We start from the raw sequence: 24,228 nt of genomic DNA on the forward strand, positions 1-24,228 counted from the left end.
GGATAATAGTGATGACAACACGTATTTCCCTGTGGCGGGCTGGTTTCAGCGAAAGCCCCCGCATTGTGCTGGAAAATGAAGACTTCACCGTCAGCGCATTTTGCTATGCCAGTGGTGTTGAAGCGATTCGGATACAAAATGGCCGCGGTGAATTAGTAATTTTGCCCTGGATGGGGCAAATGATTTGGGATGCGCAGTTTGACGGCCATGATTTGACGATGCGTAATATGTTTAAGCAACCGAAACTCACGTCAGAAGTGGTTGGAACCTATGGTTGCTTTGCCTTTCATTCCGGTTTGTTAGCGAATGGCTGTCCGTCACCAGAAGATACGCATCCTCTGCATGGCGAAATGGCTTGTGCGGTAATGGATGACGCCTGGCTGGAGCTTGAGGGTGATTCACTGACTGTCTGCGGAACCTACGAATATGTGATGGGATTCGGCCATCACTATCTGGCATCCCCTAAGGTGGTGATGCATAAAGCCAGTAGCCTGTTTGATATTCAGATGACCGTGAAGAATCTGGCATCCGTTGCTATGCCGTTACAGTATATGTGCCATATGAATTATGCCTATGTGGCCGATGCGGTTTTCAAGCAGAACATTCCAGATGAGGTGCTGAAACTCCGTGAGTCAATTCCGGCCCATGTGAAACCGACGGAGCAGTGGCTGGCGTTTAATCAACGACTCTTGCAGGGTGAGGCCTCAGCAGGAACGCTAAATCAACCTGAGTTTTACGATCCGGAGATAGTCTTCTTTGCTGATAAGTTAGATACCTGGACGGATAAGCCTGAGTTCAGTATGGTTGCGCCCGATGGCACGACCTTTATCACTCGTTTCTCAAGCGAGGAACTGAACTATGTAACCCGCTGGATCCTTTATAACGGTGATCAGCAAGTTGCGGCCTTTGCCTTACCAGCCACTTGTCGCCCGGAAGGGTATTTGGCTGCAAAACGTAACGGTACTCTGCTTCAGCTTGAACCTCAGCAAACCCGGACTTTTACGGTCACGACGGGTATTGCCTGATTACCCTTTTTCGCACTTAAGGGACCGCAATGGTATTTGCGGTCCCTGCTGGCTAACAAAAAATTTAAGTGCTGATTATCCTCGCCAGATACACCCATATCGGCGCAGCAATAATAAAACCAATCACTGAAACCGCTAAGGATGAAGTACCGGTTCGGGTATAAACCTGGTAACTGCTTGAGATGATAATGCCAGAGAATGCCGGAGGTAAGGCCACACTCAAGACTAACATTTGCAGGATATGTGAGTCGAGGCCACATGCCCACCCGGCGAGAAGGAATACGGCAGGCATCAGGATCAGTTTGAAAAAGGTATTGTAGGCAACCTCTTTATCCAGCTCTATCTTATAGGCTGACAAAGTTAAACCTGCGGCAAAAACGGCAACGCTTGAGTTTGCTTTTGCCAGTAATACAAAAGTAGGATCCACTTCAGGCGGCACTTTTATGCCGATCAACACTAAAATAACTGCAAGAACAGGTGCCCAGACGACAGGTTGTTTGATGACAGAAAGCAGAGTACTTTCCGTTGATGCATTATCTGGAGATGTTGTTTTATTACCCGCATGCAGTAAATACAGCCCTATTGGAATAGTAATGGCATTAACCACAATGGCGACGATAGCGATAACTAAACCAGTTTCAACCCCGGTGCCATAAAGTGGGTCGAGGATAGCGAAACCTAAAAACCCGATGGTCGGTGAACCAGCAATTAACGCACAAACAGCGGCTTCAGCTTTGGTCCTTTTAAAAAACCACTGGAGAGTGAAGTAGGAAACCATAAATAATCCTACCAGCCCGACAAAACTGATCGCTCCCAGAGTTGCATTCTGCGCTAACATTTCACGGTCTGCGCGCACAATTGAGATAAATAATGCAGCAGGTAAGGCAAAATTTAAAACCAGTTTATTGAAGATTCTTGCTTGATCTGACTTAAATTCGTTGGTTCTTCCAGAAATATAACCAATTAACATAATAACAATAATTGGAATAAGATCTGATACGAGCATCTTTGAAATAAATTGTTCCATTCGTGAATCCTTTATCTATGGATGCATAGAGGTTGCGTGAATTCATGATAATAAAAGCGAGATTAAATCTTTTATTGCTGGACCGAGTATTGTCACACTATGTGGCAATATATACCCGTTATACCCGCCATACTTCAAGTTGCTTGGATGTGGCGTGCGTGAGGCGCGTCTACAAGCAGCTCGAATTATTTTTGGTATATACTTCAAGAACCTGAGCTCAGGCCGCCGAATTGTATTGCATCAATATGCTTATCGACGACCTGAACTTAAATGAACGTAACTCTTATTTTACGACCGGGCAGCGTGTTGCACGCAGTGAATTCATCAACCGGTCATCAACGTCAAGATGTCCCTGAACCAATGCTGATGGCGTTAATGCCAGCCATTGATTCAATGAGATATCACGGTAGTCGGCGCGATTGAAAACATTCAGTACATGAACCGTTTCGGTTCCGGTATTTTCGATATAATGGGCAAGGTTTTTAGGGACATAGCCCACATCACCGGCGGTATAATCGAATGTTCTGGCGTTAGCTACTGAGTTGAACACCGTCATACGAGCCTGGCCTGTGAGGTAATACTGAATTTCATCTGCATCAGGATGCCAGTGAATTTCGCGCATGCCACCAGGTTCAATTTCAATCATCAGCATAGCCATACTGGTGACATCAAAGTTTTTTACATCAATAACTTTAGTTGCTCCGCCTGGCCATGGTGTTGCCGGGATATCTTTACCACGGAAAACATATTTTCCGGTCATTTGCGCTGCACCCAGTTCCTTTCTCACTTGTTCGATATCTTTAGGAACGGGTTGTCTGAAAATATACTTTTCTTTTGCCGGAATATTATCGAAGGCACTTTCAGGCACACCAAAGTTTTTCGCTAACACCTCTTTAGGTGTATGGGCGAAGAGTTCAGTAACCAGTAATGTCTCGTTCTCAGAGAAATTGCCGTCATTGAAAATCAGAACAAATTCAGTACCTTCTTCTAATCCCTGAATAGCATGAGGGAAACCGGCGGGCGCAAACCAGAGATCGCCTGCCTCTAAATCTTCGACCAGCGTATTTCGCTGATCATCAACCAGATAAAAACGGACACGTCCCTGGGTGACATAAGCCCATTCTGCTTCTTTATGCCAGTGTAGTTCACGTATTACACCAGGCCCAAGGCGCATATTTACAATGGCCAGTTCTTCAAGCGCAGGGCATTCCCGAATCGTAACTTCACGTGCCCAGCCGCCATCTTCTAAACGGTTGTGAGCCATTGAAAAAGGAAACTTCAGGTTAGGCATACCCCCATTGTCTGTGGCGGGTGGCAGGAGAATATTTGGATTCATTTTATCCAGGGCAATATTACGTGGACCTGGATCATCGGCGCCATGGGAGCCCCGAATAGGTTGCGGTGCAGAGGTGTCAGTCATATCAATACTCCATAGAAAAAGTAAGAAAATAACAACACCTTCACTTTAGCAGAGAAAATTAATTATGTTCTTTATTTTTTTTTAAACTGTGCATTCAACGACACAGTCGTTAGCTCAATATTTTCATCTGTTATATTCCATTCATTTATCTTATGAGATTAATTTTATAATATAAATAACGCTCCAGATACAAAGTCTGTAGCGTATTATTTTTATATTTTACATGGTCAGTTATTTATGTAGTGTTAATCCTTTCAGAACCTTATCTATATGTTTCTTTGGTCCCTGAATCGCAATGCCGACAAAGTCCATATCGTCGATATTCTCTGCCTTAAAGACTTCACGGTTTGCCTCGTCATGGCCGGTAGTAAACATGGCATAGATATAAGGAATAATGCATAACTCTCGTTCCAGCCCCTTGTGGTGTACTTTTTGTAGTTGATCCCGACTGGCTTCAAAAATCAGCATTGGCTGACCAGAAATACAACCATACTGGCGTTCGAGAGCATCAACATAGGGCTGGCCGATAATCTCTGGAACTGAAGAGGCAATACCTGTTGCCAGAAAAGCGACGACATTTAATCGCTGCCAGGTGGCTAAATCATTACGTACTATAAAAGCTATTTTGGTATCAAACATGATGAAATATCTCTGGTTATGTCCGTTGAGACTGACATCATCAGAAATTCTCCGTACCTCAGTCTAGAATGTTTGTGCAACACCGCTGATAGGCCGCAGGACTTAATCTGTAAGCACGCTGAAACCAGCGCCCCATATGACTTTGGTCGGAAAATCCGACCCGATTAGCCACCTGTGCGGGTTCGATACCTTTTGCCAGTAATACACGGGCAGTACGCAGCCTGAGGCGAACCAGATAAGCATGAGGTGAGAGCCCATAATGTTTTTTAAACTGACGGCTTAATCGAAAACGGTCGATACCTAACAGATGAGAGAGTTCATCAAGCCCCACATCTGACGCGATATTCTCATGCAAATAGTCTCTTAACTTTTCTGTCTGGCGAGGTGAATCACTTAACTGTGACGGTGGTTTTTGAATGATATGACGGGAAAGCACAGTGAGAAGGTTATCTAATCCCTGGTCTCGTGCCAGCCGTCCTTCTTGTTGATGAATAGCGAAAAATGCCTGCTGAATAGCGGTGATTAACAGTGGGTCATCCGTCAGGGTATTGCTGAATGCGGACTCTATTCTGGAAATATCTCCCAAACCGCGTCGTTGCATCATAGCTGATACCCAGTCCTGAGGCAGATAAAGCATCATATAGGTGAAGCCAAATTCATTGATAGCATGACCATCATGTACCGCGCCGGGTTCAATCAGTATCGCCCTGCCTGGCGTGCTGGTATGTAATAAACGGTGGCAATTAAAACGTTGCAGGCCTTGAACTGTTACCCCGACCAATAGTTCATCATGGTCATGTGCATCGTAGGCATGTCCCTTAAAATGGGCGTTAATACTTTCGATACCTGTTTCATCATTGCGTCGCAGATCTAACCAGTTCTGGTTTAGCGGCTCTTTTTGTGACGCCATATTTGAAATATCTCCAGTATCACTTCTATTATTGAATGGTCTTTTTACCGATGAAATTCACGTTCTTATGATGCCAATATGACAATGGATTATATTTTATCGATAATATTTCCATAATAAACACGTTGGTAAGTTATTGATTTTTATTGTCTTGATTGTTTTTGGCTAATCCAGAGTTAATTTTGTCTTTGCCAGTAATAAAACTGTCATAAAACGTACATATAGTTGTCACCAAATTGACCTACTTTCTATCCTGTATTCAACTTAACAATATCTTACGAACATCTGGCAGGAGACATTATGAACGTTATCCGTACTACTGTCGCAACGGTTGTGACCGCGGCGCTGGCCATGAGCTCTACCGCAGCATTTGCCGCTGCAAGCCTGACCGGTGCAGGTGCAACATTCCCTGCGCCAGTGTATGCCAAATGGGCTGACACTTATCAAAAATCAACGGGCAATAAAGTAAACTACCAGGGAATCGGTTCTTCTGGCGGTGTTAAGCAGATCCTTGCTCATACTGTTGATTTTGGTGCTTCTGATGCACCACTGTCAGATGAGAAATTAAAAGAAGATGGCCTGTTCCAGTTCCCTACCGTTATCGGTGGTGTGGTAATGGCTGTTAACTTGCCGGGTCTGAAATCCGGTGAATTAGTTCTGGATGGCAAAACGCTGGGTGATATCTATCTTGGTAACATCAAGAAGTGGAACGATCCGGCAATTGCTAAGTTAAACCCAGGCTACAAACTGCCTGAGCAGGATATCGCGGTTGTTCGTCGTGCTGACGGCTCCGGCACTTCGTTTGTTTTCACCAGCTACCTTGCGAAAGTAAGCCCTGAGTGGAAAGAGAAAATTGGTGCGGGTTCAACGGTAAACTGGCCAACAGGTCTGGGTGGTAAGGGTAACGACGGCATCGCTGCTTTCGTACAGCGTCTGCCTGGTTCAATTGGTTATGTTGAGTATGCTTACGCTAAACAAAATAACCTCGCTTACACCAAACTGGTTTCTGCTGATGGCGAAGCAATCAGACCAACCGAAACAAGTTTTGCCAATGCAGCCAAAGGCGCTGACTGGAGCAAAAGCTTTGCTCAGGATCTGACTAACCAGAAAGGTCAGGATGCATGGCCAATCACTTCTACTACCTTCATTCTGATCCACAAAGAACAGGCGAAGCCAGAGCAGGGTGCAGAAGTGCTGAAATTCTTTGACTGGGCTTACAAAGACGGTGCCAAAGAAGCGAATGCGCTTGATTATGCCACCTTCCCGGAATCAGTGGTTGAGCAAATTCGTGCAGCATGGAAAACAAACATCAAAGACAGTTCTGGTAAAGCGCTGTACTGATTGTAAAAATCCGGGATAACGCTATGTTATCCCGGTTAATTCAGCCACGATAAAGAGTATGCTATGGCAGTGACCAAGCCGACATTTAAAGCGCCTGGTAAACAGGGCGACATTATCTTCAGTGCACTGGTAAAACTGGCTGCGCTGATTGTGCTATTTCTGCTGGGCGGAATTATTATCTCACTGATAATTTCCTCATGGCCAAGCATTCAGAAATTTGGTTTTTCTTTCCTTTGGACTAAAGAGTGGGATGCACCTAATAACATTTATGGTGCTCTGGTTCCAATCTACGGAACGCTGGTGACCTCATTTATTGCCCTGTTGATTGCTGTACCGGTGAGTTTTGGTATTGCGCTGTTCCTGACGGAACTGGCACCAAACTGGTTAAGGCGTCCGCTGGGTATTGCCATTGAACTCCTGGCAGCGATCCCGAGTATTGTTTACGGGATGTGGGGGTTGTTCATTTTTGCACCGTTGTTTGCAGCCTACTTCCAGACCCCCGTCGGCAATGTGATGTCATCAATTCCTATTGTTGGTGAACTGTTCTCAGGACCTGCATTCGGTATCGGTATTCTTGCCGCAGGCGTTATCCTCGCCATTATGATTATTCCGTACATTGCTTCCGTTATGCGCGATGTATTTGAGCAAACACCGGTAATGATGAAAGAGTCAGCCTACGGAATTGGCTGTACCACCTGGGAAGTTATCTGGCGTATCGTTTTACCCTTCACCAAAAACGGTGTTATCGGTGGTGTGATGCTGGGGCTGGGACGTGCTTTGGGCGAAACCATGGCTGTGACCTTTGTTATCGGTAATACCTACCAGCTGGATAACTTCTCGCTGTATATGCCGGGTAACAGTATTACCTCCGCACTGGCTAATGAATTTGCTGAAGCGGAGTCGGGCTTGCATACCGCGGCGCTAATGGAGCTGGGGCTGATTCTGTTTGTGATTACCTTCATCGTATTAGCTATTTCAAAATTCATGATTATGCGTCTGGCGAAAAATGAAGGAGCACGCTCATGAATAATACTGATGCTCAAAGTGTTGCGCTGCTGGTTGAAAGCCGCCGTAAAATGCAGGCCAGACGTAGTTTATTCAATAAAATTGCCTTGATGCTTTCTATGGCTACCATGGCTTTTGGTTTGTTCTGGCTCATTTGGATCCTGTTCTCTACCGTGACGCGCGGTATTGATGGTATGTCGCTGGCACTGTTTACCGAGATGACCCCGCCACCTAATACCGAAGGTGGTGGTCTGGCTAACGCCATTGTCGGTAGTGGCTTATTAATTTTATGGGCGACAGTAATAGGCACCCCGTTAGGCATCATGGCGGGTATTTATCTGGCAGAATATGGCCGTAAATCATTACTGGCTGAAGTGATTCGTTTTATTAACGATATTTTACTGTCAGCGCCTTCTATTGTTGTCGGCCTGTTTGTCTACACTGTCGTGGTGCTAAAAATGGGGCATTTCTCCGGCTGGGCTGGCGTTATCGCCCTGGCACTGCTGCAAGTTCCTATCGTTATTCGTACCACAGAAAATATGATGAAGTTGGTTCCGGATAGTCTGCGAGAAGCAGCCTATGCCCTGGGAACTCCAAAATGGAAAATGATCTCGGCAATTACTCTCAAAGCCTCGGTATCAGGGATCGTGACCGGTGTTTTATTAGCAATAGCACGTATCGCCGGTGAAACCGCCCCGCTGCTGTTTACCTCGCTCTCCAATCAGTTCTGGAGTACCGATATGATGCAGCCTATTGCTAACCTGCCAGTGACGATTTTCAAATTTGCTATGAGCCCGTTTGCCGAATGGCAGCAACTGGCTTGGGCAGGGGTGCTGATTATTACCTTCTGTGTGTTATTGCTAAATATTCTGGCACGTGTGATTTTCGCGAAGCGTAAACACGGTTAATTTTTACGGCGCGTCTATCGGTGCCGCACGGAGATGAAGAGACAAATGAGTAAGATTGATTTAGCGAAGAGCAAAATTCAGGTCCGTGATTTGAACTTCTATTATGGTAAGTTCCACGCCCTGAAAAACATCAATCTGGATATCGCCAAGAATCAGGTTACTGCCTTTATCGGGCCATCTGGTTGTGGTAAATCCACCCTGTTACGTACCTTTAATAAGATGTATTCCCTTTATCCTGAACAGCGTGCAGAAGGGGAGATTTTACTGGATAGCGAAAATATTCTGACGCAGAAACAGGATATTGCCTTGTTGCGTGCCAAAGTTGGCATGGTCTTCCAGAAACCGACTCCTTTCCCGATGTCTATTTATGACAACATCGCTTTTGGTGTCCGGTTATTTGAAAAACTGTCACGCACCGATATGGATGAGCGTGTGCAGTGGGCGCTGACTAAAGCAGCACTATGGAATGAAACGAAGGATAAGTTACATCAGAGTGGTTATGGCCTGTCTGGTGGCCAGCAACAGCGTCTGTGTATTGCCCGTGGTGTGGCGATTCGCCCGGAAGTTTTACTTCTTGATGAGCCTTGTTCAGCGCTTGACCCGATCTCTACCGGGCGTATCGAAGAGCTGATCACCGAGCTGAAGCAGGACTATACTGTGGTGATTGTGACCCACAATATGCAGCAAGCGGCGCGTTGTTCAGATCACACTGCATTTATGTATCTTGGCGAACTGATTGAATTCAGTAAGACAGACACACTGTTTACTACGCCTGCCAAGAAACAAACCGAAGATTATATTACTGGCCGCTATGGTTGATGCTGGAGAGTGCAATGGATAACCTCAATCTGAATAAACATATTTCCGGCCAGTTTAACGCCGAGCTGGAATATATTCGCACCCAGGTAATGACCATGGGGGGGCTGGTTGAACAACAGCTTTCTGATGCCATTACTGCGATGCATAATCAAGATCGCGATCTGGCCCAACGGGTTATCGAGGGTGACCAGAAGGTCAATATGATGGAAGTGAGCATTGATGAAGCCTGTGTGCGCATCATTGCGAAACGCCAGCCAACTGCCAGCGATTTACGTCTGGTGATGGCTATCATTAAAACCATTGCTGAACTTGAACGTATTGGTGATGTGGCAGATAAAATTTGCCGCACTGCGCTGGAGAAATTTTCCCGACAGCATCAGCCGCTGCTGGTGAGTCTGGAATCTCTGGGACGTCATACGGTACAAATGCTGCATGACGTACTTGATGCGTTTGCCCGTATGGATATGGACGAAGCAGTACGTATTTATCGCGAAGATAAGAAAGTGGATCAGGAATATGAGGGCATTGTGCGTCAGCTGATGACCTATATGATGGAAGATCCGCGAACAATTCCAAGCGTTCTGACCGCACTGTTCTGCGCGCGTTCTATCGAGCGGATTGGTGACCGGTGCCAGAATATTTGCGAATATATTTTCTACTTCGTGAAAGGACAGGATTTCCGGCATGTTGACGGTGACGAGCTGGATAAATTACTGGCTAAAACGCATCCGAAAGAATAAGTTGATTACAAAGGCGGGATATTTCTCCCGCCGTTTCCTGCCTATTTTCCCCATAAGCGTCGTGAATTGTCTTCTATCTTTCCTGAAGTACGACGTTTCTGCATGGTACGAGCCCAGCTAACAGATAAGCCTGCTGCGGACAATAAGCGATGATACTGTGCATCATCAAAAGGCATTGCCCAGGCGATAGCAATGGCTTCTGCCACCGTGATGTCGCTGACACGCGAAACCAATTCAAACGGTGAGTCACTGGAAACCACGCCTTCGGCAATGACCCGATACAGCCAGCCACAATAGCCAGAACTCTGCATGCGCTCTGACATGTCGGGAATACCAAAATGAAAATTGAGTTTATAGCAGGGAGAGCGTGGCTGAGTGACTTGAATTAAAGCCTCACCCCAGCGAAAGATATCCCCCATATACACATTCTGTTCCGTGAGCCCTTCGGTTGAGATATTTTCACCGAACGCTGGAGCATTAAAGCTGTCTGCCTGCTCGGGGAAATATTGTGTCCAGTAACGGTAGTGTTCTCTCGGATAGTGACAGAGCGCTCTGTCCGGCCCACCATGAACTACTTTTTCGGCTTGTTCATCACCTGTGAGGCCAAGCGGAGTAAGTAAAACTCCTCCGTCTTGCTGTACTTTAGCAATTGCGCTGGGCTTGCTACCGCTGTAATCACGAATTTTGCCAGCATAAACCTGAAGCGAATAATGGTGCATAAACGAACTCTCTGGTTTTGCGGAAATAAAAAAAACGAGCCATCAGGCTCGCTTTTCTAAGGTGATAACGCAACCTTATTTTTTAGCGGCGAAACGTGCTGCTGCTTCGTCCCAGTTAACCACGTTCCAGAACTCTTTAGCATAGTCTGGGCGACGGTTCTGGAATTTCAGGTAGTAAGCGTGTTCCCAGACGTCCAGGCCGATGATTGGGAAGCCAGATGCGCCAGAGATAGCCTCACCCATCAGTGGGCTGTCTTGGTTTGCAGTAGAAACCACAGCCAGTTTGTCACCTTTCAGCACCAGCCAAGCCCAGCCAGAACCGAAACGGGTTGCTGCTGCTTTTTCAAACTCTGCTTTAAAAGCGTCTACGCTACCAAAATCGCGCTCGATAGCTGCTTTCAGATCGCCTTTCAGTTCGGTGCCTTTTTTCAGGCCTTTCCAGAACAGGCTGTGGTTAGCGTGGCCGCCAGCGTTATTACGCAGAGGACCTTTTTTATCCGCAGGCAGTTGATCCAGTTTGGTGATCAGCTCTTCTGCAGACAGGCTGGCGAACTCTGGCAGAGATTCCAGGGCAGCATTCGCATTGTTAACATAAGCCTGATGGTGTTTGCTGTGGTGGATTTCCATCGTTTCTTTATCGAAATGTGGTTCCAGTGCATCGTAAGCGTAAGGTAGGGATGGCAGGGTATAGCTCATTTCATCGTCTCCGTTAACATAGGGCGGCTGTTAAGCTGTAGCGCCGCGTAATCAGTCAGTTCATTATAGTTAATTAAACAGCCTTGAAAATGATTATCAATGCCTTGTTTAGGGTAGGGTTATATCTGTTACTCATAACCGCTATACGTATTGTTATAAAAGGATGCCATAAAATCTCTCGGGCTGCATCACTGCCGCTGAGAATCTCTGAAAGGGGTTATTCCTTGATACCCCCTCGTCATGGGCATTATCCATAGGTTCAGCCGTTAGGAAAAATGACCAAATAGCCCGACATTTTTGAAAAAACATAAATTTGCGAAGCAGCTTTCTGAGCAGGAGCTATTGAAATTGGCAAAATGTTATTTTAAGAGTTATCTGGTAATCTCAATGAGTTTGTCTACACATATCAGGGGTTAGTTATTTTAATTAGTTTACAAATTGTTATTATTTTTAATACACCCAAGATTTTAGGCTATTTGAGTATTACGGCTATTAAGATAACGGTGCCTTCATTTTTCCGGGCATGGATATCATCCATTAGAGTGTGATTTGACGTTTCGCTTAATTAAAACCTGATATTGTTAACGGGCACCTTAAGGAAGAGTTAATTCTTTTATTATCTGTACTAATTACTTAAAACAATAAAATTTAAAGGAGTGAATATGAAAGTTATTACTCTCTGTCACTCAACCTGCCGCCGGTTATCCTCCCCCCATCTGCACATCATATCGATAACGGGGATCAAGGATTTTCCACGTTCAGACAGACTGTATTCAACCTTAGGTGGGATTTGCGGATACACCTTGCGGATGACCAGGTCATCTTTCTCCAGCTCTTTTAAGGTCAGGCTTAAGGTTTTATAGGAGATGGTGCCGATACAGCGCTGCAACTCATTAAAGCGCAGCACCGGCTTATACTCTGCCAGCCAGTAAAGAATAATCATTTTGTACTTCCCGCTCACCACTGACAGGGTATAACCGTAGCCGGTTTCTTCCAGATTGATCCCCGTAGGAGAACAAAGGTTATCAGTTGCCATGGGTACTTTCCTTAGGGTTAGTATATGTCATTAGTGTGCGTATTTTCTCTTTTGAGAGTATACCATATGATGCAGGAACAGCATTCTGATAAGGAATATTCGTTATGAAGACACTGGTCATTGTTGCCCATCCTGATATTAAAAATTCAGTGATTAACCAGAACTGGGTAAAAGCGTTACAGCCATATCCGGAGCTATATACCGTCCATGAACTGTATGCCGCCTACCCGGACGGAAAAATAGATGTGGCTTACGAGCAGAAGCTACTGGAAGCGCATAACAATGTTATCTTGCAGTTTCCGATATACTGGTTCAGCAGCCCGCCATTGCTGAAACAGTGGCAGGATGATGTCCTGACCTATGGCTGGGCTTATGGCTCTGCGAGTGGCTATAAAATGAAAGGGAAAAACGTGGCTCTGGCCGTGAGTGCCGGTATTGGTCTTAAAGATTTTGCTGCACAGGGGCGCTATCACTATTCTTTGAGTGAAGTTCTCAGACCTTTTGAAATGACCTTTAATTATGTAAGCTCGAATTATTTACCTAATTTCGGCTTTTATGGCATTGAACTGGCGGGTGAAATTGCGCCAGAAATACTGGCACAAAGCGCTCAGGATTATCGCGATTTTATCAGAGGGTTATAATCTGTTCTGTAAACGTATTTATCATCCAATACTACAACACTAAATCTGCGTCACGAATGTATGCCGGTTCGCAGAAGTGGGAAAATTTGCTGACGCGATCGTCCTGTACCAAACTCTCATTGAGCGACTACTAGTCCCGATAGCGATTTTCATTGGCGACAAAGTCTGGTCGTGAAGGCAGGGCTTTGATTGAAACCAGACAAATTGTTGTTACTTTGCTCTAAGCTGCTACCATACTTGGAAAAATAGGGGCTGCTGATGATTGATCGATATTCTACCGTTCCGGTTTATTTACAACTTGAACAATACATTAATGGGCTGATTACCAGTGGCACTCTGCGCCCTGGCGATGCATTGCCTTCAGAATACGAACTTTGCCAGCAGTTCAGTATCTCCCGTATGACAGCACGGAAAGCGGTGGATTACTTGGTACGCCAGGGGAAGGTAGAACGTAGACGCGGGCAAGGAACCTTCGTGATCCAAGCAAAAAAAAACGTCCTGGTATCTTTACCTCTCGATCGTCATCTTTCTTCCAGTGAAGTCATCTGTGGGCTGGATGTTTCTGTCAGTAACCGTTTGATTTGCTTGCTTCGGCAACAGGCCGCTGCAGATATCGCAGAGAAACTCCGTATTGAACCTGGTAGTGACGTGTGGTTTATGAAACGTCTGCGGCTGGTGGGGGATGTGCCCTTTGTCTTTGAGCAGTCGTGGATGATTACCGAGTTTTTCGCCGATCTGCATGAAGATGACCTGAACAGTTCAAAATATGCCTATATCAGCCGCAAAGGCTTTAGCGTAGAGTGTTCAGAAAAAGAGATCCGGGCGGAAATCCCCTCACATGAAGTGCGGGATATGCTGGGGTTAAAGCGAGACGAACCGGTGTTGCACGCTACCTCTCTGGCCACTCTTGTTGGGGGTAAAATATTTGAATTTTCAGATATTTACTATAATCAACAGCATTACCGTTTCACTCTGACGGCCTCCCGTACTTAAAACAGCAAACTTGGTTGTTTTGTGATCACTCTCTTGCTTCCTTTTCACTGGGCTAGACAACTATACATCTACTGTGATTGTATTTACGCACAATTAAAACAGCCTCAGCCCTTTGCTGGAGGGAGATACAATGAGTCGTGCTGGTGAGTTTCTACAAGATTTAGGTAAGGCATTGATGATGCCTATTTCTGTTATTGCCGCAGCAGGGATATTCCTCGGGCTTGCTGCTGCCTTACAGAATCCGGCGATTGTCGGGGAAAGTGTCATACATGCTGAAATTATGCAGAGATGTATTGGGTTTATACGAAAAGTTGCCGGTTCCCTATTTGCCAACCTGCCACTATTGTTTGCCATTGCCGCAGCTATTGGCCTTGCCCGTGATGAGAAACCCACGGCAGCTATGGCGGCCGTGATTGGTTTTATCACTTTTCATGTCGGTGTGAATTTCAGTTTACTATCGCAAGGGGTGACGCCAGACACTATCTCGGTAGCAGCGTTGGTTGCGAAAGGTTATAGCCAGACGGAAGCGGTGATGTACTCAGCCGAGTTTACTCATACGTTGGGGATTTTTACCTATCAAATGAGCGTACTGGGCGGGGTCATTGCTGGTCTGATGACGGTCATGCTACATAATCGTTTTTATACCATTAAGCTCCCATCGGCCATCGCCTACTTTGGTGGCCGACGTTTTGTTCCTATTATTACCGTCATTGTTTTACCTGTTACAGGTGTGTTGGTGTCATTAATCTGGCCGGTGATCGCCAATGGTATCATTCACCTTGGTAAATACATCGGGGAATCAGGGCCATGGGGCACATTTGTCTATGCCTTTACTGAACGTGCGCTTATTCCCACCGGTCTGCACCATATTCTCAATGAAACAGTCCGTTTTACCCCGGTTGGCGGCATGGTTCACATCAATAATGAGAGTGTGATTGGAGCATTATCCATTTTCAATTTTGCCTTGGCCCATCCTGGTGAACTCGCTGACAACGTTGTACGTGAGGCGACACGCTTCCTGGCGCAGGGAAAAATTCCGGTTATGATGTTTGGTCTTCCTGCCGCAGCTTTGGCTATCTGGCATTGTGCCAAGCCTGAGCACAAGCAGCGCGTCAAGGCGTTAATGATAGCGGGCGCGTTAGCTTCCTTTACCACTGGCATCACGGAACCGCTAGAGTTCAGCTTTATCTTTGTCTCGCCGGTACTGTTTTTATTCCATGCCATCATGACTGGTCTGTCGTTTGCTGTTGCTCAAATCTTTCAGGTGATGATTGGCAATATTCAGGGCGGATTTATCGATTTTGTTGTCTTCGGCGTACTTGGTGGGGAGAAAACACATTGGTGGGTCAGCCTGATAATGGGCTGTATTTGGGCTCCTGTTTATTACTTTTCCTTCCGGTGGATTATTTTACGCCTGAACGTCAAAACGCCAGGACGGGAAGATGAAGAAACCGCCATTACGCTTTCCAGCTCAGAAGCAAACCAGGATGAAGGTCAATCGGCACAAATTATTGCCGGCCTGGGTGGCAAAGAGAATATCCAACATGTTGACTGCTGTTTCACCCGTCTACGGGTAAAAATCAAAGACATAAAAAAAATTAATGAAATTATCCTGAAACAAAGCGGCGCTAGCGGAATTATCCGCGCGACCGAAACTGACTTACAGGTGATTTATGGTCCGCAGGTGGAAAGCATCACCGTAGCGGTTAAGCAAAGTTTACTGGTTCAACAGGCGCAATAAGAGAGAATCATGATGAAAACATCTTTTAATATTGTATTAGTGGGTGGCGGCTCTACATGGACGCCGGGTTTATTAAAAGCATTATGTAAACTCAAAGTACGTCTACCGCTAAAAAAACTGGTGATGTTTGATGTTAATAGCGAGCGCCAGGCCGTTATCGGCGAATATGCCAAAGTCTTATTCAGTGAAGAGTATCCTGAACTGGAGTTTACTTATACCAATGATAAAGACGTCGCTTTTACGGATATGGATTTTATCTTCTGCCAGATGCGTACCGGCGGATATGCCATGCGTGAAAAGGATGAAAAAATCCCATTAGAACTGGGCGTGATTGGGCAGGAAACTTGCGGTGCTGGCGGGTTCGCTTATGGTATGCGTTCTATCCGTGACATGATTGAGTTGGTGGAAAATGTCCGGGCACGTTCCCCTCAAGCCTGGATATTGAACTACACCAATCCAGCGGCTATCGTGGCAGATGCCTTGAACAAAAAATTCCCGAATGATAAACAGATCCTGAATATCTGCGATCAGCCGGTTAATTTACTGCGTTCTTATGGGCGATTGTTAAACCGCGATCCGGCAACCTTTGATCCGGTATATTTCGGGCTTAACCACTTTGGCTGGTTTAAACATCTGTATGACGAAACGGGGCACGACCTGGCACCGGAACTGAAATCATTTATCATAGAAAATGGCTTTAAGCCGGTGGATGCAGAGCAACGCGATAAATCTTGGCTGGATACCTATGCTGCGGTTGCCGATATGCTGCGCGACTTCCCGGATTACTTGCCCAATACCTATTTGCAATATTATCTCTACCCAGAATACAAGCTGTCGAAACTGGATGCTAATTACACGCGAGCCAATGAGGTTATTGATGGGCGTGAAAAGCGTGTCTTTGATGAATGCCGTACCGCGGCGAAAGAGGGCACTACGAAGAATGTGCATGTGGTGCATAACGATGCGCACGGTGACATGATTGTTGAGTTGGCAGAGGCGATAGCGTTTAATCTGAAGAAAAAATTTATCGTTATGGTGCCTAATAACGGTTTGGTAGAAAACCTGGATGACGATGTGATGGTCGAAGTTACCGCCGAAATTGGCAGCAACGGACCAAGAGCCTTCGGTGTGGGCAAAATCCCAACCTTTTACAAAGGGCTTATTGAGCAGCAATTTGCCTATGAACGCTTAACGGTAGAAGCCTGGTTTGAAGGTTCCTATACTAAAGCTTTGCAAGCGCTGACGCTAAACCGCACTATTGTGGATGCCAAGAAAGCACGCCAGGTGCTCGATGCACTGATTGAAGCTAATAAAAACTACTGGCCTGAGTTGCGTTGATCGAACAGCAAGATTTGCCCTTGATGGGTATGGCTTGCTGTAACGAACCGACATAGAAAACCGCCCGGCTAGCAATCAACGGCGGTTTTCAATTCACGTTAGGTGATTCTCACCAAACCTTAAACCAGGATTAAATATTGTCTTCCTACCCACCCTAAAGAAAGGGTTTTACGGCACACCTGATAAAGAATAATAACTATGACTGAAGAAAAGGAAAATGCTCAGGTGTTGAACGGTTTCAATGATGACCTCTCGAACTGAAATTGCTATCCACTCTGCGTAAGTACGTAAGTACGTAATCAGTGATGGTGAGATCGAGTCTGAATAACCGAAGGTTTTGCCTGGCAAACAAAAATATCGATCGGGGTGATCCTGCGTCACGGCAAAATTCTCCAAGCCAATAAATGAGACTTCTTATTACTTGTATTAGTTGCGACTTGAGCTGACACTGAACCTTGAAAGGTTGAGAGTTACCGGTTTTGATATGGGTGTCGAATCCTTATACAAAACACAAGGTAACTCTCATGCATCATACGGCTTTCTTGAATAAATCGAACTTTTTCTGAGTTGAAGAATCAGGTCACGCACACCCTGACAACGCAGACGGTCCTGTGACAAAGCCAGAAATTCAGAATCACCAACTGATACATCATTAACAAAACACTTTATATGCAGAAAGCCTTGTCACATCTGCACGACGCAGGGAAAGAATCAAGGGTGAACATATCGCGTGGCTTTTACCTCTGATGCATGTTTATATCAACATCTGGGACATTATACGCTCACGCGACTGGTAGATATTTTGAAGGGCGAGTTAAAGGTATTAAATTTTTTAATATAAACAATTGATTATCTCTTTGGTGTAGCTTCTCATCATTGGCCTAGAACCCCATATTGCTCTCTCATCAGCTACGTTTATATCCCTCATACTTCAAGTTGCTTGGGTGTTGCCTGCATCCAGCCCGCTGATTCACAGAGTTTATCTATACTTATCGACGGGCTGAGCTGGGAGCCTACAAGCAACTCGAATTATTTTGGATATATACTTTATCAAAATAAACTTATGGCTGTTTATCCTCGTGCCCAAAGAATAACTGGGTCACCAATTCATTATTGATAGTTTCCCCATCCAGCGTTCTGACCAGCAGCTCGCTGCCTAATAATGGAAGTGAGAACACCATATCCGGGTTTACGCGTTTCATTTTTTTCAGGTTCTGCGTGTCGTTAACCAGTGCCAGGGTTTTGGTATCTTCGCCTGCCACTTCTTTCGCCGCCAGAATAACAAAAGCATTGTCAGCATCATTAGTGGCTAACGCGATAATGCTTTTAGCTTTATCGGCACCGGCAAGTTTTAAGGTGGCGGTTGCGGACGGATCGCCTTCAACGATATCGGTTTTAGGTGGGTAATTATGGACGGTGCCTGGGCTAAATACCACGGTAACATCGTCCCCACGTGCACGCAGGGAGTTATAAACAGTGACGGATAAAGGATTCGCACCCACGACAATATAGTGATTCTTTCTGTCCATGTTATAAACCCTGCCTTTAACTATGCGCTTAACATTATTACTGATCATTGGGCCAGCAATAGAAGAGATGGATGCGGCAAAAACGGTAATCCCGGAAACGATGACCGTCAATGTGAACATACGTGCTTCGGTACTGTGTGGAATGATATCGCCAAAACCGACTGTCGACATACAGACGATTGCAAAGTAAAAAGCAGTCTGTAAATCAGTAACATGAGGAGTGAACTGATCGCCCAAATAGAGCGTTCCCAGCATGCTATAGACAATAAGCCAGGAAATACTGATGATGGCGAAGTAGGTACCGCTGGCAAGGCTGTGATAATAAAATTGCCGCCAGTAATAGATCATCGCTATCAGTACGGCTGATGAGTAGGCAATCTTATGGTTGTTTTCATGAATAATGAAAATATCCAGGATAATAATAGTAAATAACAATATTACCGTGAAAAACCAGGCGACTCTATTTCTGGTTGGCAGTAACACTGCCATAAATATCATAAACAGACCAATAAAAAGGTGCGGGATTTCAAAGTAGTTAAGAAAACTAAGCGTATCTTTCCAGGAGGTGAAGTCATTTTTCAGGCTGGGCAGGTGATTCATTATATTTGTGATAACCGGCACCAGAAAAAAGCCACCGTTAATGGCCACTAAAACAGCCAGGCACAAAGGAATCGATATCTTTGATCTGATTATTTTCATTGCGATAACTGGCGTCATAACACCTTCTTTAAAAAGGTAACTGTTCTACATAACCCAGGCGACAGGAAGTGTGACTGGTATAGTAGTACAAAAAAAATTAAAAATCCTGGCTGTGCAATGCCTGTTCTGGCGAAAAAAGATGATTATTTTTGTTACCGGAGAGAGGGTTAGCCTCCTCCGGTACGGTTTCACACTGAATGATTAAAGAGCGTGATTAACAGCGAATCATTTCTCTTCCGTATAGGCACGTTCACCAAACATACCTGAATCCAGGTCTTCACCCATTTTACTTTGGTCAACTTTAACCGGGGTAAATTTATTGATAATCCACAGAATAAGCAGAGTAAAGACAAATGACCAGGCTGAGGTAAAGACCACGGCGACAATCTGTTTAAAGATTTGCGTGAAGCCACCACCGTACAGTAAACCTTCAGGTCCTGTCGGGTTCCAGATTGTTGAACAGAAGACACCCAGCAGAATTGAACCGGTTATCCCGCCCACACCGTGAACACCAAAAACGTCCAGAGCATCATCAAGATGTCTTCTTACTAACAGAACGGCACAGTAACAAATACAGGCGGCGATTATCCCTATCAAGGCTGCTGACTGTACAGAGACATAACCTGAAGCCGGGGTAATGGTTGCCAGACCCGCAACAGAACCGGTCAGAAAGCCGACCAGTTTTGGACGACCGGTATGGATTTTTTCAATAATAAGCCAAGCTACACCGGCAAATGCTGCCGCAGTATGAGTGGTCACAAAGGCAGAAACGGTGACGGTATTCACGCGAAGTTCGGAACCGGCGTTGAAGCCAAACCAGCCGAACCACAGTAAACCCGCACCCAGCGCAATATAAGGAATATTGTGTGAACCATCGGACTTAACCATACGTTTACCCACGTACAGGGCGGAAGCTAATGCGGCAAAACCAGCGGTGGCATGAACGACAATCCCTCCTGCGAAGTCTACGACACCCCATTTATAGAAGATGCCGTCCGGACTCCAGACCATATGAACAAACGGGCAGTAAACCAGCAGCGTCCAGAGCGTCAGGAAAACCAGGTAAGCGGAGAAATTTACGCGGTTCGCAAAGGCGCCGGTAATCAGCGCAGGCGTAATAATGGCAAACATCATTTGATAAATAAAATGTACCAGTAGCGGTATACCGCCGCTGTTGCCGGTATACATGGTGTTCGGCTGAATATTATCCAGGAAAGCATAATAGAAAGGGTCACCGACAATACCATTTATTGTCGGACCGAAGGATAGCGAGTAACCGACGGCAAACCACAGAATGGCCACCCAGCCCATGGAGCAAAAACTCTGAAACATCATATTCAGAATACTTTTGCGTGGTACCAGACCCCCGTAGAAAAAAGCGAGTCCTGGAGTCATCAGCATAACAAGACTTGCGCAAATCAGCATAAATGCTGTATTTGGGATGTCTAATGATTGAAGCAAAAGAAGTTTATTTTCCATATTTATTTAGCCTGATTTTATATGTTATCAAATGAGGATTATTTTCTGTGTTCTGGCATGACATCTTTATTCGGAACCAGGAACAGCCATGAAGCGATAACAAATGGCATGGTCAAGGTCGGAATGCCGACAGGTGAAAGTAAGATGCCAAGTGCAGACTGAACAATAACGGTAAAAATAACGCCAACAATGGTATACAGGACCACACGTTTGCTCGGTTTATTGAAGGTGGAACCCAGAGCAATAGCGGTTAATACGGCACTGAATGAGTACAGCCCGACATCGATATTCGAAGGATTTGCGCCCAAAGTCATTGCGGTAAGAAGCGCCAGAATGGAACCGCCGACGGCAAACACCGCGGCCCAGATGGACTCCACGGCAAGCCCGATAACAAACAGAACCCCGGCGATCAGGCTACTGAATAAAAATACTTCAGAGATACCGTTAAAGGTTCTCACTGCAAAGTCATTGCCCGCAATTTCATGTGCGACAAGAGGCTGAGGCAAGGCTGGTGCAGGTAAACCAATGCTGTGTAACGCGCTAAAGTCATAACTGGCGAGAAAAATAATCCATGAGACGAGCACAAAAGGTGCTGTCAGCGCGGCGACTTTCCAGACTTTTAAGATATCGGCAATACAGATAAGCACAATGACCGAGACGATACTACCCAGAATAATACAACCCCAAAGCGCGGCGTTTGGTTCAAGAAAGGTCGGCAATGCAACACCGACCAGACAACCGTTATAACCAAACAGGCCCACCTTCCAGGAGGCTTTATCAGGCATTAAGGCACCGGTCAGCGTCGCGACCACTGTTCCCAGGACACAACCCCAGGCCGCGGCAGGGTTACCTTCGGCATAGGCACCGACAAACACTGCCGCAAAGAAAAATAATCCGGTTAATGGGTTGTTCTGGAACATAACCTGAGCACAACCGCGCAGCGTTATATCAATAAATTCAATGAAAACATTAGAAGCACTGAGTTGTGACCATGCAGATTGCTTGCCTGTTTTTACAGTCATAATTTTGCCCTTCTGACATAAAGCAGCTGTATGAATTGGCTGTTACTGCAATATGTTGCAGCGATAACTCACTGCAACGCTGGGAAACACTAAAAGCCTAATATTGCCATAAGAATTTTTCTGGCAAGGTGATACCGAGGATCTCTTCCCGGGCAACTTTCCAGAAATGGCGGATCTCATTTCTTACCCCGCCACTGTCGACACCTAATGCTTTAAAAATCAGACCACAGTCATTGGGTAATCGGGTGACACCGCTGGCAATGTGGTTTTCCATATCAAACTTAGCGGTGATACGCGCTAAAATACGATCATGATGCTCTTTGGGTGTCAGTAAGATGACATTGCCGAAAGTATCAAAGGTCTGCATCACGCCAACGGCATCAAGGCTTTCCACTTTGGGTTCAAGAATATATTTTTCGACAAATAGCTCTTTACCTTGTGGATTTTTTGCCACAATACGTGAAGAGAAGACATCGAAACCAAAGCGTTCGTCCTGATGATGGTATTTTCTGCCGGACATCAAAACTTCGGAGTACAGCACCGTTGCGCTGGGATGAATATCGATCAGCGTATCAGTAATAAAACGTGAATCACGATGCGGGATCAGCGGGTCCGGCATAAACTCCAGGTAACCCTGTTCTGCCACAGTAAAATGCTGAATTTGCGAGGCATAGTTCGCGTTCATCATATGCACTTTGGTGGCCGATTGTGTGGTGACATGGGCGCAGGCCCCGGGCTCGACAATCACGTCGGTTGCCAGGCGATCACCTTGTAATATGCATCCGGATGTTGAAATCATCGTCACACAGGGCAGTTCAGGCATTTCCTCATCCCAGTACAGTGCTTTTTGCACCATAGAAGGCACCCGCCGTTCCATTTCAGCCAAAATACTACGACGCTCACGCTTGGCAAATCTGAGTTTCAGATAGCCACTTTTGCCCACAGTTCCACTGCGCATCTGTGCTGGTTCATCCTGATATTCTGCGAGTTCTGGTGCGTTAACACCCAAGGCATGAGCACGAACCCGGGAAGGTGTTTCCGCGATGTTCTGGCTCTGTCGAGTCATGCAGGCTCTCCTTGTTTTTCAACATGGGTAAATAAGAAGTCACGCATGATCATATCCACCAGTTCTTCAATACCCTGTCCCGTTTTGCAGTTAGTCAGAATATAAGGACGGTTGCCGCGCACCACTTTGGTGTCGCTTTCCATCACATCGAGACTGGCACCCACATAAGGGGCGAGGTCAATTTTATTGATGATCAGAATATCGGCCTGTACCAGACCCGGACCGTTTTTACGTGGGATTTTTTCCCCTTCGGCAACATCGATAACGTAGATATAGAAGTCAGCTAACGCCGGACTGAAGGTGAGGGTCAGGTTATCGCCGCCACTTTCAATCATGATAAGGTCGCTGTCCGGATACTGCTCTTCCATCTCTTCTACCGCAGCAATGTTCATGCTCGGATCTTCACGTACCGCGGTATGAGGACAAGCGCCCGTTTCAACACCGCGGATTTTATCTTCATCTAAAATCCCTTTTAGCGTGCGCTTAACCTGCTTGGCATCTTCGGTGGTGACAATATCATTAGTAATGATTAGCGGTTTGAGTCCACGGCGAATCAAAATCGGAGTGATGACTTCGATAACGGCAGTTTTACCTGAACCTACCGGGCCACCAATACCAATACGGGTAATTTTTTTGCGTTTATCGGTTGTATGGCTATTCACGGTGTATTCCTCTTTATTTTTATTTAATTTCAGCTGTGTCACGGCGTGAACGGTGCCGAAACACAAAATAGTTTTATGTTATCGCTAGTTACTAAACAGACGAACATGGGCCTGCACATGCATTGCCGCTAAAATATCGACAATGGGTACATAGGAAGACATCTGGTCAATATCTGCCCTTTCGGCAATTTCACAGAAGGTTTCGATATCTTTGCTGAGTTCGAACATAATATGCTGCGTTTCGAAATGGGTGACACGCATCAGGCGCATTGCAGCACTCAACATGGTCATCGCGACACCGTATTGATGCATTACCACTACTTCTCGCTCTGGAATACCTTGTACTGCCATGACCAGTGCCTGAGTGACGGGATAGGTACCGGCAGCATTACCCGCTTTTATCTCCTGTAACCACCACTCAATCAGCGGATGTTCCACCACCCGTATCGACATCTCGGCCAGTTTTTTCCCCATGCGGGTTGCCATCAAGCGGCTTTCTTCATTCAGCTTGCGATTATTGACCGCCCAGTCGGCTCGAAACAGCATCTCTTTATCGTCAGACATCACTGCCCGGTGAGCGACGACGACCCCCATACCATCACAGCTGGCAGCCTGTTTCAGGGCTGTGAGAACAAAACCTTTCAGGGTTGGCACATCGTGAATGATGCCAGCCTGAATTGCCGACTCCACACCATTGGAGAAGGTAAAGGCACCAACAGGCAGGACAGAATCACCAAATTGCATGATACGAATCAGGTCTGATGCGTTCATTG

General features: G+C 45.8%; 23 protein-coding genes. 10 read left to right on the forward strand and 13 right to left on the reverse strand.

Annotated elements, in window-relative coordinates; genetic code table 11:
* The first annotated feature begins 11 nt into the window (after positions 1-11).
* Entirely contained in the window at positions 12-1,025 is a 1,014-nt protein-coding gene (locus Q1A40_RS14240; RefSeq protein ID WP_300001160.1) for an aldose 1-epimerase family protein, read from the forward strand.
* A gap of 64 nt (positions 1,026-1,089) precedes the next feature.
* Here Q1A40_RS14240 and yfdV read toward each other — a convergent pair whose 3' ends face one another.
* The 4 genes from yfdV to Q1A40_RS14260 all read right to left on the reverse strand — a co-directional run bounded on the left by yfdV (position 1,090) and on the right by Q1A40_RS14260 (position 5,021).
* Entirely contained in the window at positions 1,090-2,052 is a 963-nt protein-coding gene (gene yfdV, locus Q1A40_RS14245) for a transporter YfdV (RefSeq protein ID WP_300001162.1), read from the reverse strand.
* Between the two features lie 283 nt (positions 2,053-2,335).
* Entirely contained in the window at positions 2,336-3,472 is a 1,137-nt protein-coding gene (locus Q1A40_RS14250) for a cupin domain-containing protein (protein WP_300001163.1), read from the reverse strand.
* 231 nt (positions 3,473-3,703) lie between these two features.
* Positions 3,704-4,111, reverse strand: a complete 408-nt coding sequence (locus Q1A40_RS14255; RefSeq protein ID WP_300001165.1) for a DUF2000 domain-containing protein — start codon at positions 4,109-4,111, stop codon at positions 3,704-3,706.
* A gap of 58 nt (positions 4,112-4,169) precedes the next feature.
* Positions 4,170-5,021 (reverse strand): AraC family transcriptional regulator, encoded by an 852-nt coding sequence (locus Q1A40_RS14260; RefSeq protein WP_300001167.1) that lies wholly within the window; start codon positions 5,019-5,021, stop codon positions 4,170-4,172.
* Positions 5,022-5,321: 300 nt separating this feature from the next.
* Between Q1A40_RS14260 and pstS the strand changes: the two genes are divergently transcribed.
* The 5 genes from pstS to phoU all read left to right on the forward strand — a co-directional run bounded on the left by pstS (position 5,322) and on the right by phoU (position 9,834).
* Positions 5,322-6,362 carry a phosphate ABC transporter substrate-binding protein PstS gene (pstS, locus tag Q1A40_RS14265; protein ID WP_300001169.1) on the forward strand — a complete coding sequence of 347 codons (1,041 nt, stop codon included), beginning with the start codon at positions 5,322-5,324 and terminating at the stop codon, positions 6,360-6,362.
* A gap of 63 nt (positions 6,363-6,425) precedes the next feature.
* Positions 6,426-7,388 (forward strand): phosphate ABC transporter permease PstC, encoded by a 963-nt coding sequence (gene pstC, locus Q1A40_RS14270; RefSeq protein WP_300001171.1) that lies wholly within the window; start codon positions 6,426-6,428, stop codon positions 7,386-7,388.
* On the forward strand, positions 7,385-8,275 hold the full coding sequence (pstA, locus tag Q1A40_RS14275; protein ID WP_300001173.1) for a phosphate ABC transporter permease PstA: 891 nt from the start codon (positions 7,385-7,387) through the stop codon (positions 8,273-8,275). Before pstC ends, pstA begins: the two co-directional genes overlap by 4 nt.
* A 45-nt stretch (positions 8,276-8,320) precedes the next feature.
* Entirely contained in the window at positions 8,321-9,094 is a 774-nt protein-coding gene (gene pstB, locus Q1A40_RS14280) for a phosphate ABC transporter ATP-binding protein PstB (RefSeq protein WP_300001175.1), read from the forward strand.
* 14 nt (positions 9,095-9,108) lie between these two features.
* Entirely contained in the window at positions 9,109-9,834 is a 726-nt protein-coding gene (gene phoU / locus Q1A40_RS14285) for a phosphate signaling complex protein PhoU (protein ID WP_300001177.1), read from the forward strand.
* 41 nt (positions 9,835-9,875) lie between these two features.
* Here phoU and yiiM read toward each other — a convergent pair whose 3' ends face one another.
* The 3 genes from yiiM to Q1A40_RS14300 form a co-directional block, all read right to left on the reverse strand.
* Complete coding sequence (yiiM, locus tag Q1A40_RS14290; RefSeq protein WP_300001179.1) at positions 9,876-10,553, reverse strand: 6-hydroxyaminopurine reductase; 678 nt, start codon at positions 10,551-10,553, stop codon at positions 9,876-9,878.
* Positions 10,554-10,628: 75 nt separating this feature from the next.
* Entirely contained in the window at positions 10,629-11,249 is a 621-nt protein-coding gene (gene sodA, locus Q1A40_RS14295) for a superoxide dismutase [Mn] (RefSeq protein WP_300001180.1), read from the reverse strand.
* Between the two features lie 682 nt (positions 11,250-11,931).
* Entirely contained in the window at positions 11,932-12,285 is a 354-nt protein-coding gene (locus tag Q1A40_RS14300; RefSeq protein WP_300001182.1) for a helix-turn-helix domain-containing protein, read from the reverse strand.
* A gap of 104 nt (positions 12,286-12,389) precedes the next feature.
* Here Q1A40_RS14300 and Q1A40_RS14305 point away from each other — a divergent pair, with 104 nt between their 5' ends.
* From Q1A40_RS14305 to Q1A40_RS14320, 4 genes are all read left to right on the forward strand, one after another.
* Positions 12,390-12,926, forward strand: a complete 537-nt coding sequence (locus tag Q1A40_RS14305; protein ID WP_300001183.1) for an NAD(P)H-dependent oxidoreductase — start codon at positions 12,390-12,392, stop codon at positions 12,924-12,926.
* A gap of 258 nt (positions 12,927-13,184) precedes the next feature.
* Complete coding sequence (locus Q1A40_RS14310) at positions 13,185-13,919, forward strand: GntR family transcriptional regulator (RefSeq protein ID WP_300001185.1); 735 nt, start codon at positions 13,185-13,187, stop codon at positions 13,917-13,919.
* A gap of 130 nt (positions 13,920-14,049) precedes the next feature.
* Positions 14,050-15,660: a PTS transporter subunit EIIC gene (locus Q1A40_RS14315; RefSeq protein ID WP_300001186.1), complete on the forward strand. Its 1,611-nt coding sequence runs from the start codon at positions 14,050-14,052 to the stop codon at positions 15,658-15,660.
* Positions 15,661-15,669: 9 nt separating this feature from the next.
* Positions 15,670-16,998 carry a 6-phospho-alpha-glucosidase gene (locus Q1A40_RS14320; protein WP_300001188.1) on the forward strand — a complete coding sequence of 443 codons (1,329 nt, stop codon included), beginning with the start codon at positions 15,670-15,672 and terminating at the stop codon, positions 16,996-16,998.
* Positions 16,999-18,059: 1,061 nt separating this feature from the next.
* Here Q1A40_RS14320 and kch read toward each other — a convergent pair.
* From kch to Q1A40_RS14350, 6 genes are all read right to left on the reverse strand, one after another.
* The gene (gene kch, locus Q1A40_RS14325) at positions 18,060-19,226 is read right to left on the reverse strand and encodes a voltage-gated potassium channel protein (RefSeq protein ID WP_300001288.1); all 1,167 of its coding nucleotides are present in this window, start codon (positions 19,224-19,226) and stop codon (positions 18,060-18,062) included.
* A 225-nt stretch (positions 19,227-19,451) separates the two neighbouring features.
* Positions 19,452-20,705 (reverse strand): ammonium transporter, encoded by a 1,254-nt coding sequence (locus tag Q1A40_RS14330; protein ID WP_300001190.1) that lies wholly within the window; start codon positions 20,703-20,705, stop codon positions 19,452-19,454.
* A gap of 38 nt (positions 20,706-20,743) precedes the next feature.
* Positions 20,744-21,727: an urea transporter gene (gene yut, locus Q1A40_RS14335; protein WP_300001192.1), complete on the reverse strand. Its 984-nt coding sequence runs from the start codon at positions 21,725-21,727 to the stop codon at positions 20,744-20,746.
* Positions 21,728-21,824: 97 nt separating this feature from the next.
* Positions 21,825-22,793 (reverse strand): urease accessory protein UreD, encoded by a 969-nt coding sequence (locus tag Q1A40_RS14340; protein WP_300001194.1) that lies wholly within the window; start codon positions 22,791-22,793, stop codon positions 21,825-21,827.
* Entirely contained in the window at positions 22,790-23,455 is a 666-nt protein-coding gene (ureG, locus tag Q1A40_RS14345; RefSeq protein WP_300001195.1) for an urease accessory protein UreG, read from the reverse strand. Before ureG ends, Q1A40_RS14340 begins: the two co-directional genes overlap by 4 nt.
* A gap of 84 nt (positions 23,456-23,539) precedes the next feature.
* Complete coding sequence (locus tag Q1A40_RS14350) at positions 23,540-24,226, reverse strand: urease accessory protein UreF (RefSeq protein ID WP_300001196.1); 687 nt, start codon at positions 24,224-24,226, stop codon at positions 23,540-23,542.
* Positions 24,227-24,228 lie beyond the last annotated feature (2 nt).

This window comes from uncultured Cedecea sp. (genome assembly GCF_947498825.1).
In the GTDB taxonomy this organism is placed as follows: Bacteria; Pseudomonadota; Gammaproteobacteria; order Enterobacterales; family Enterobacteriaceae; genus JGM124.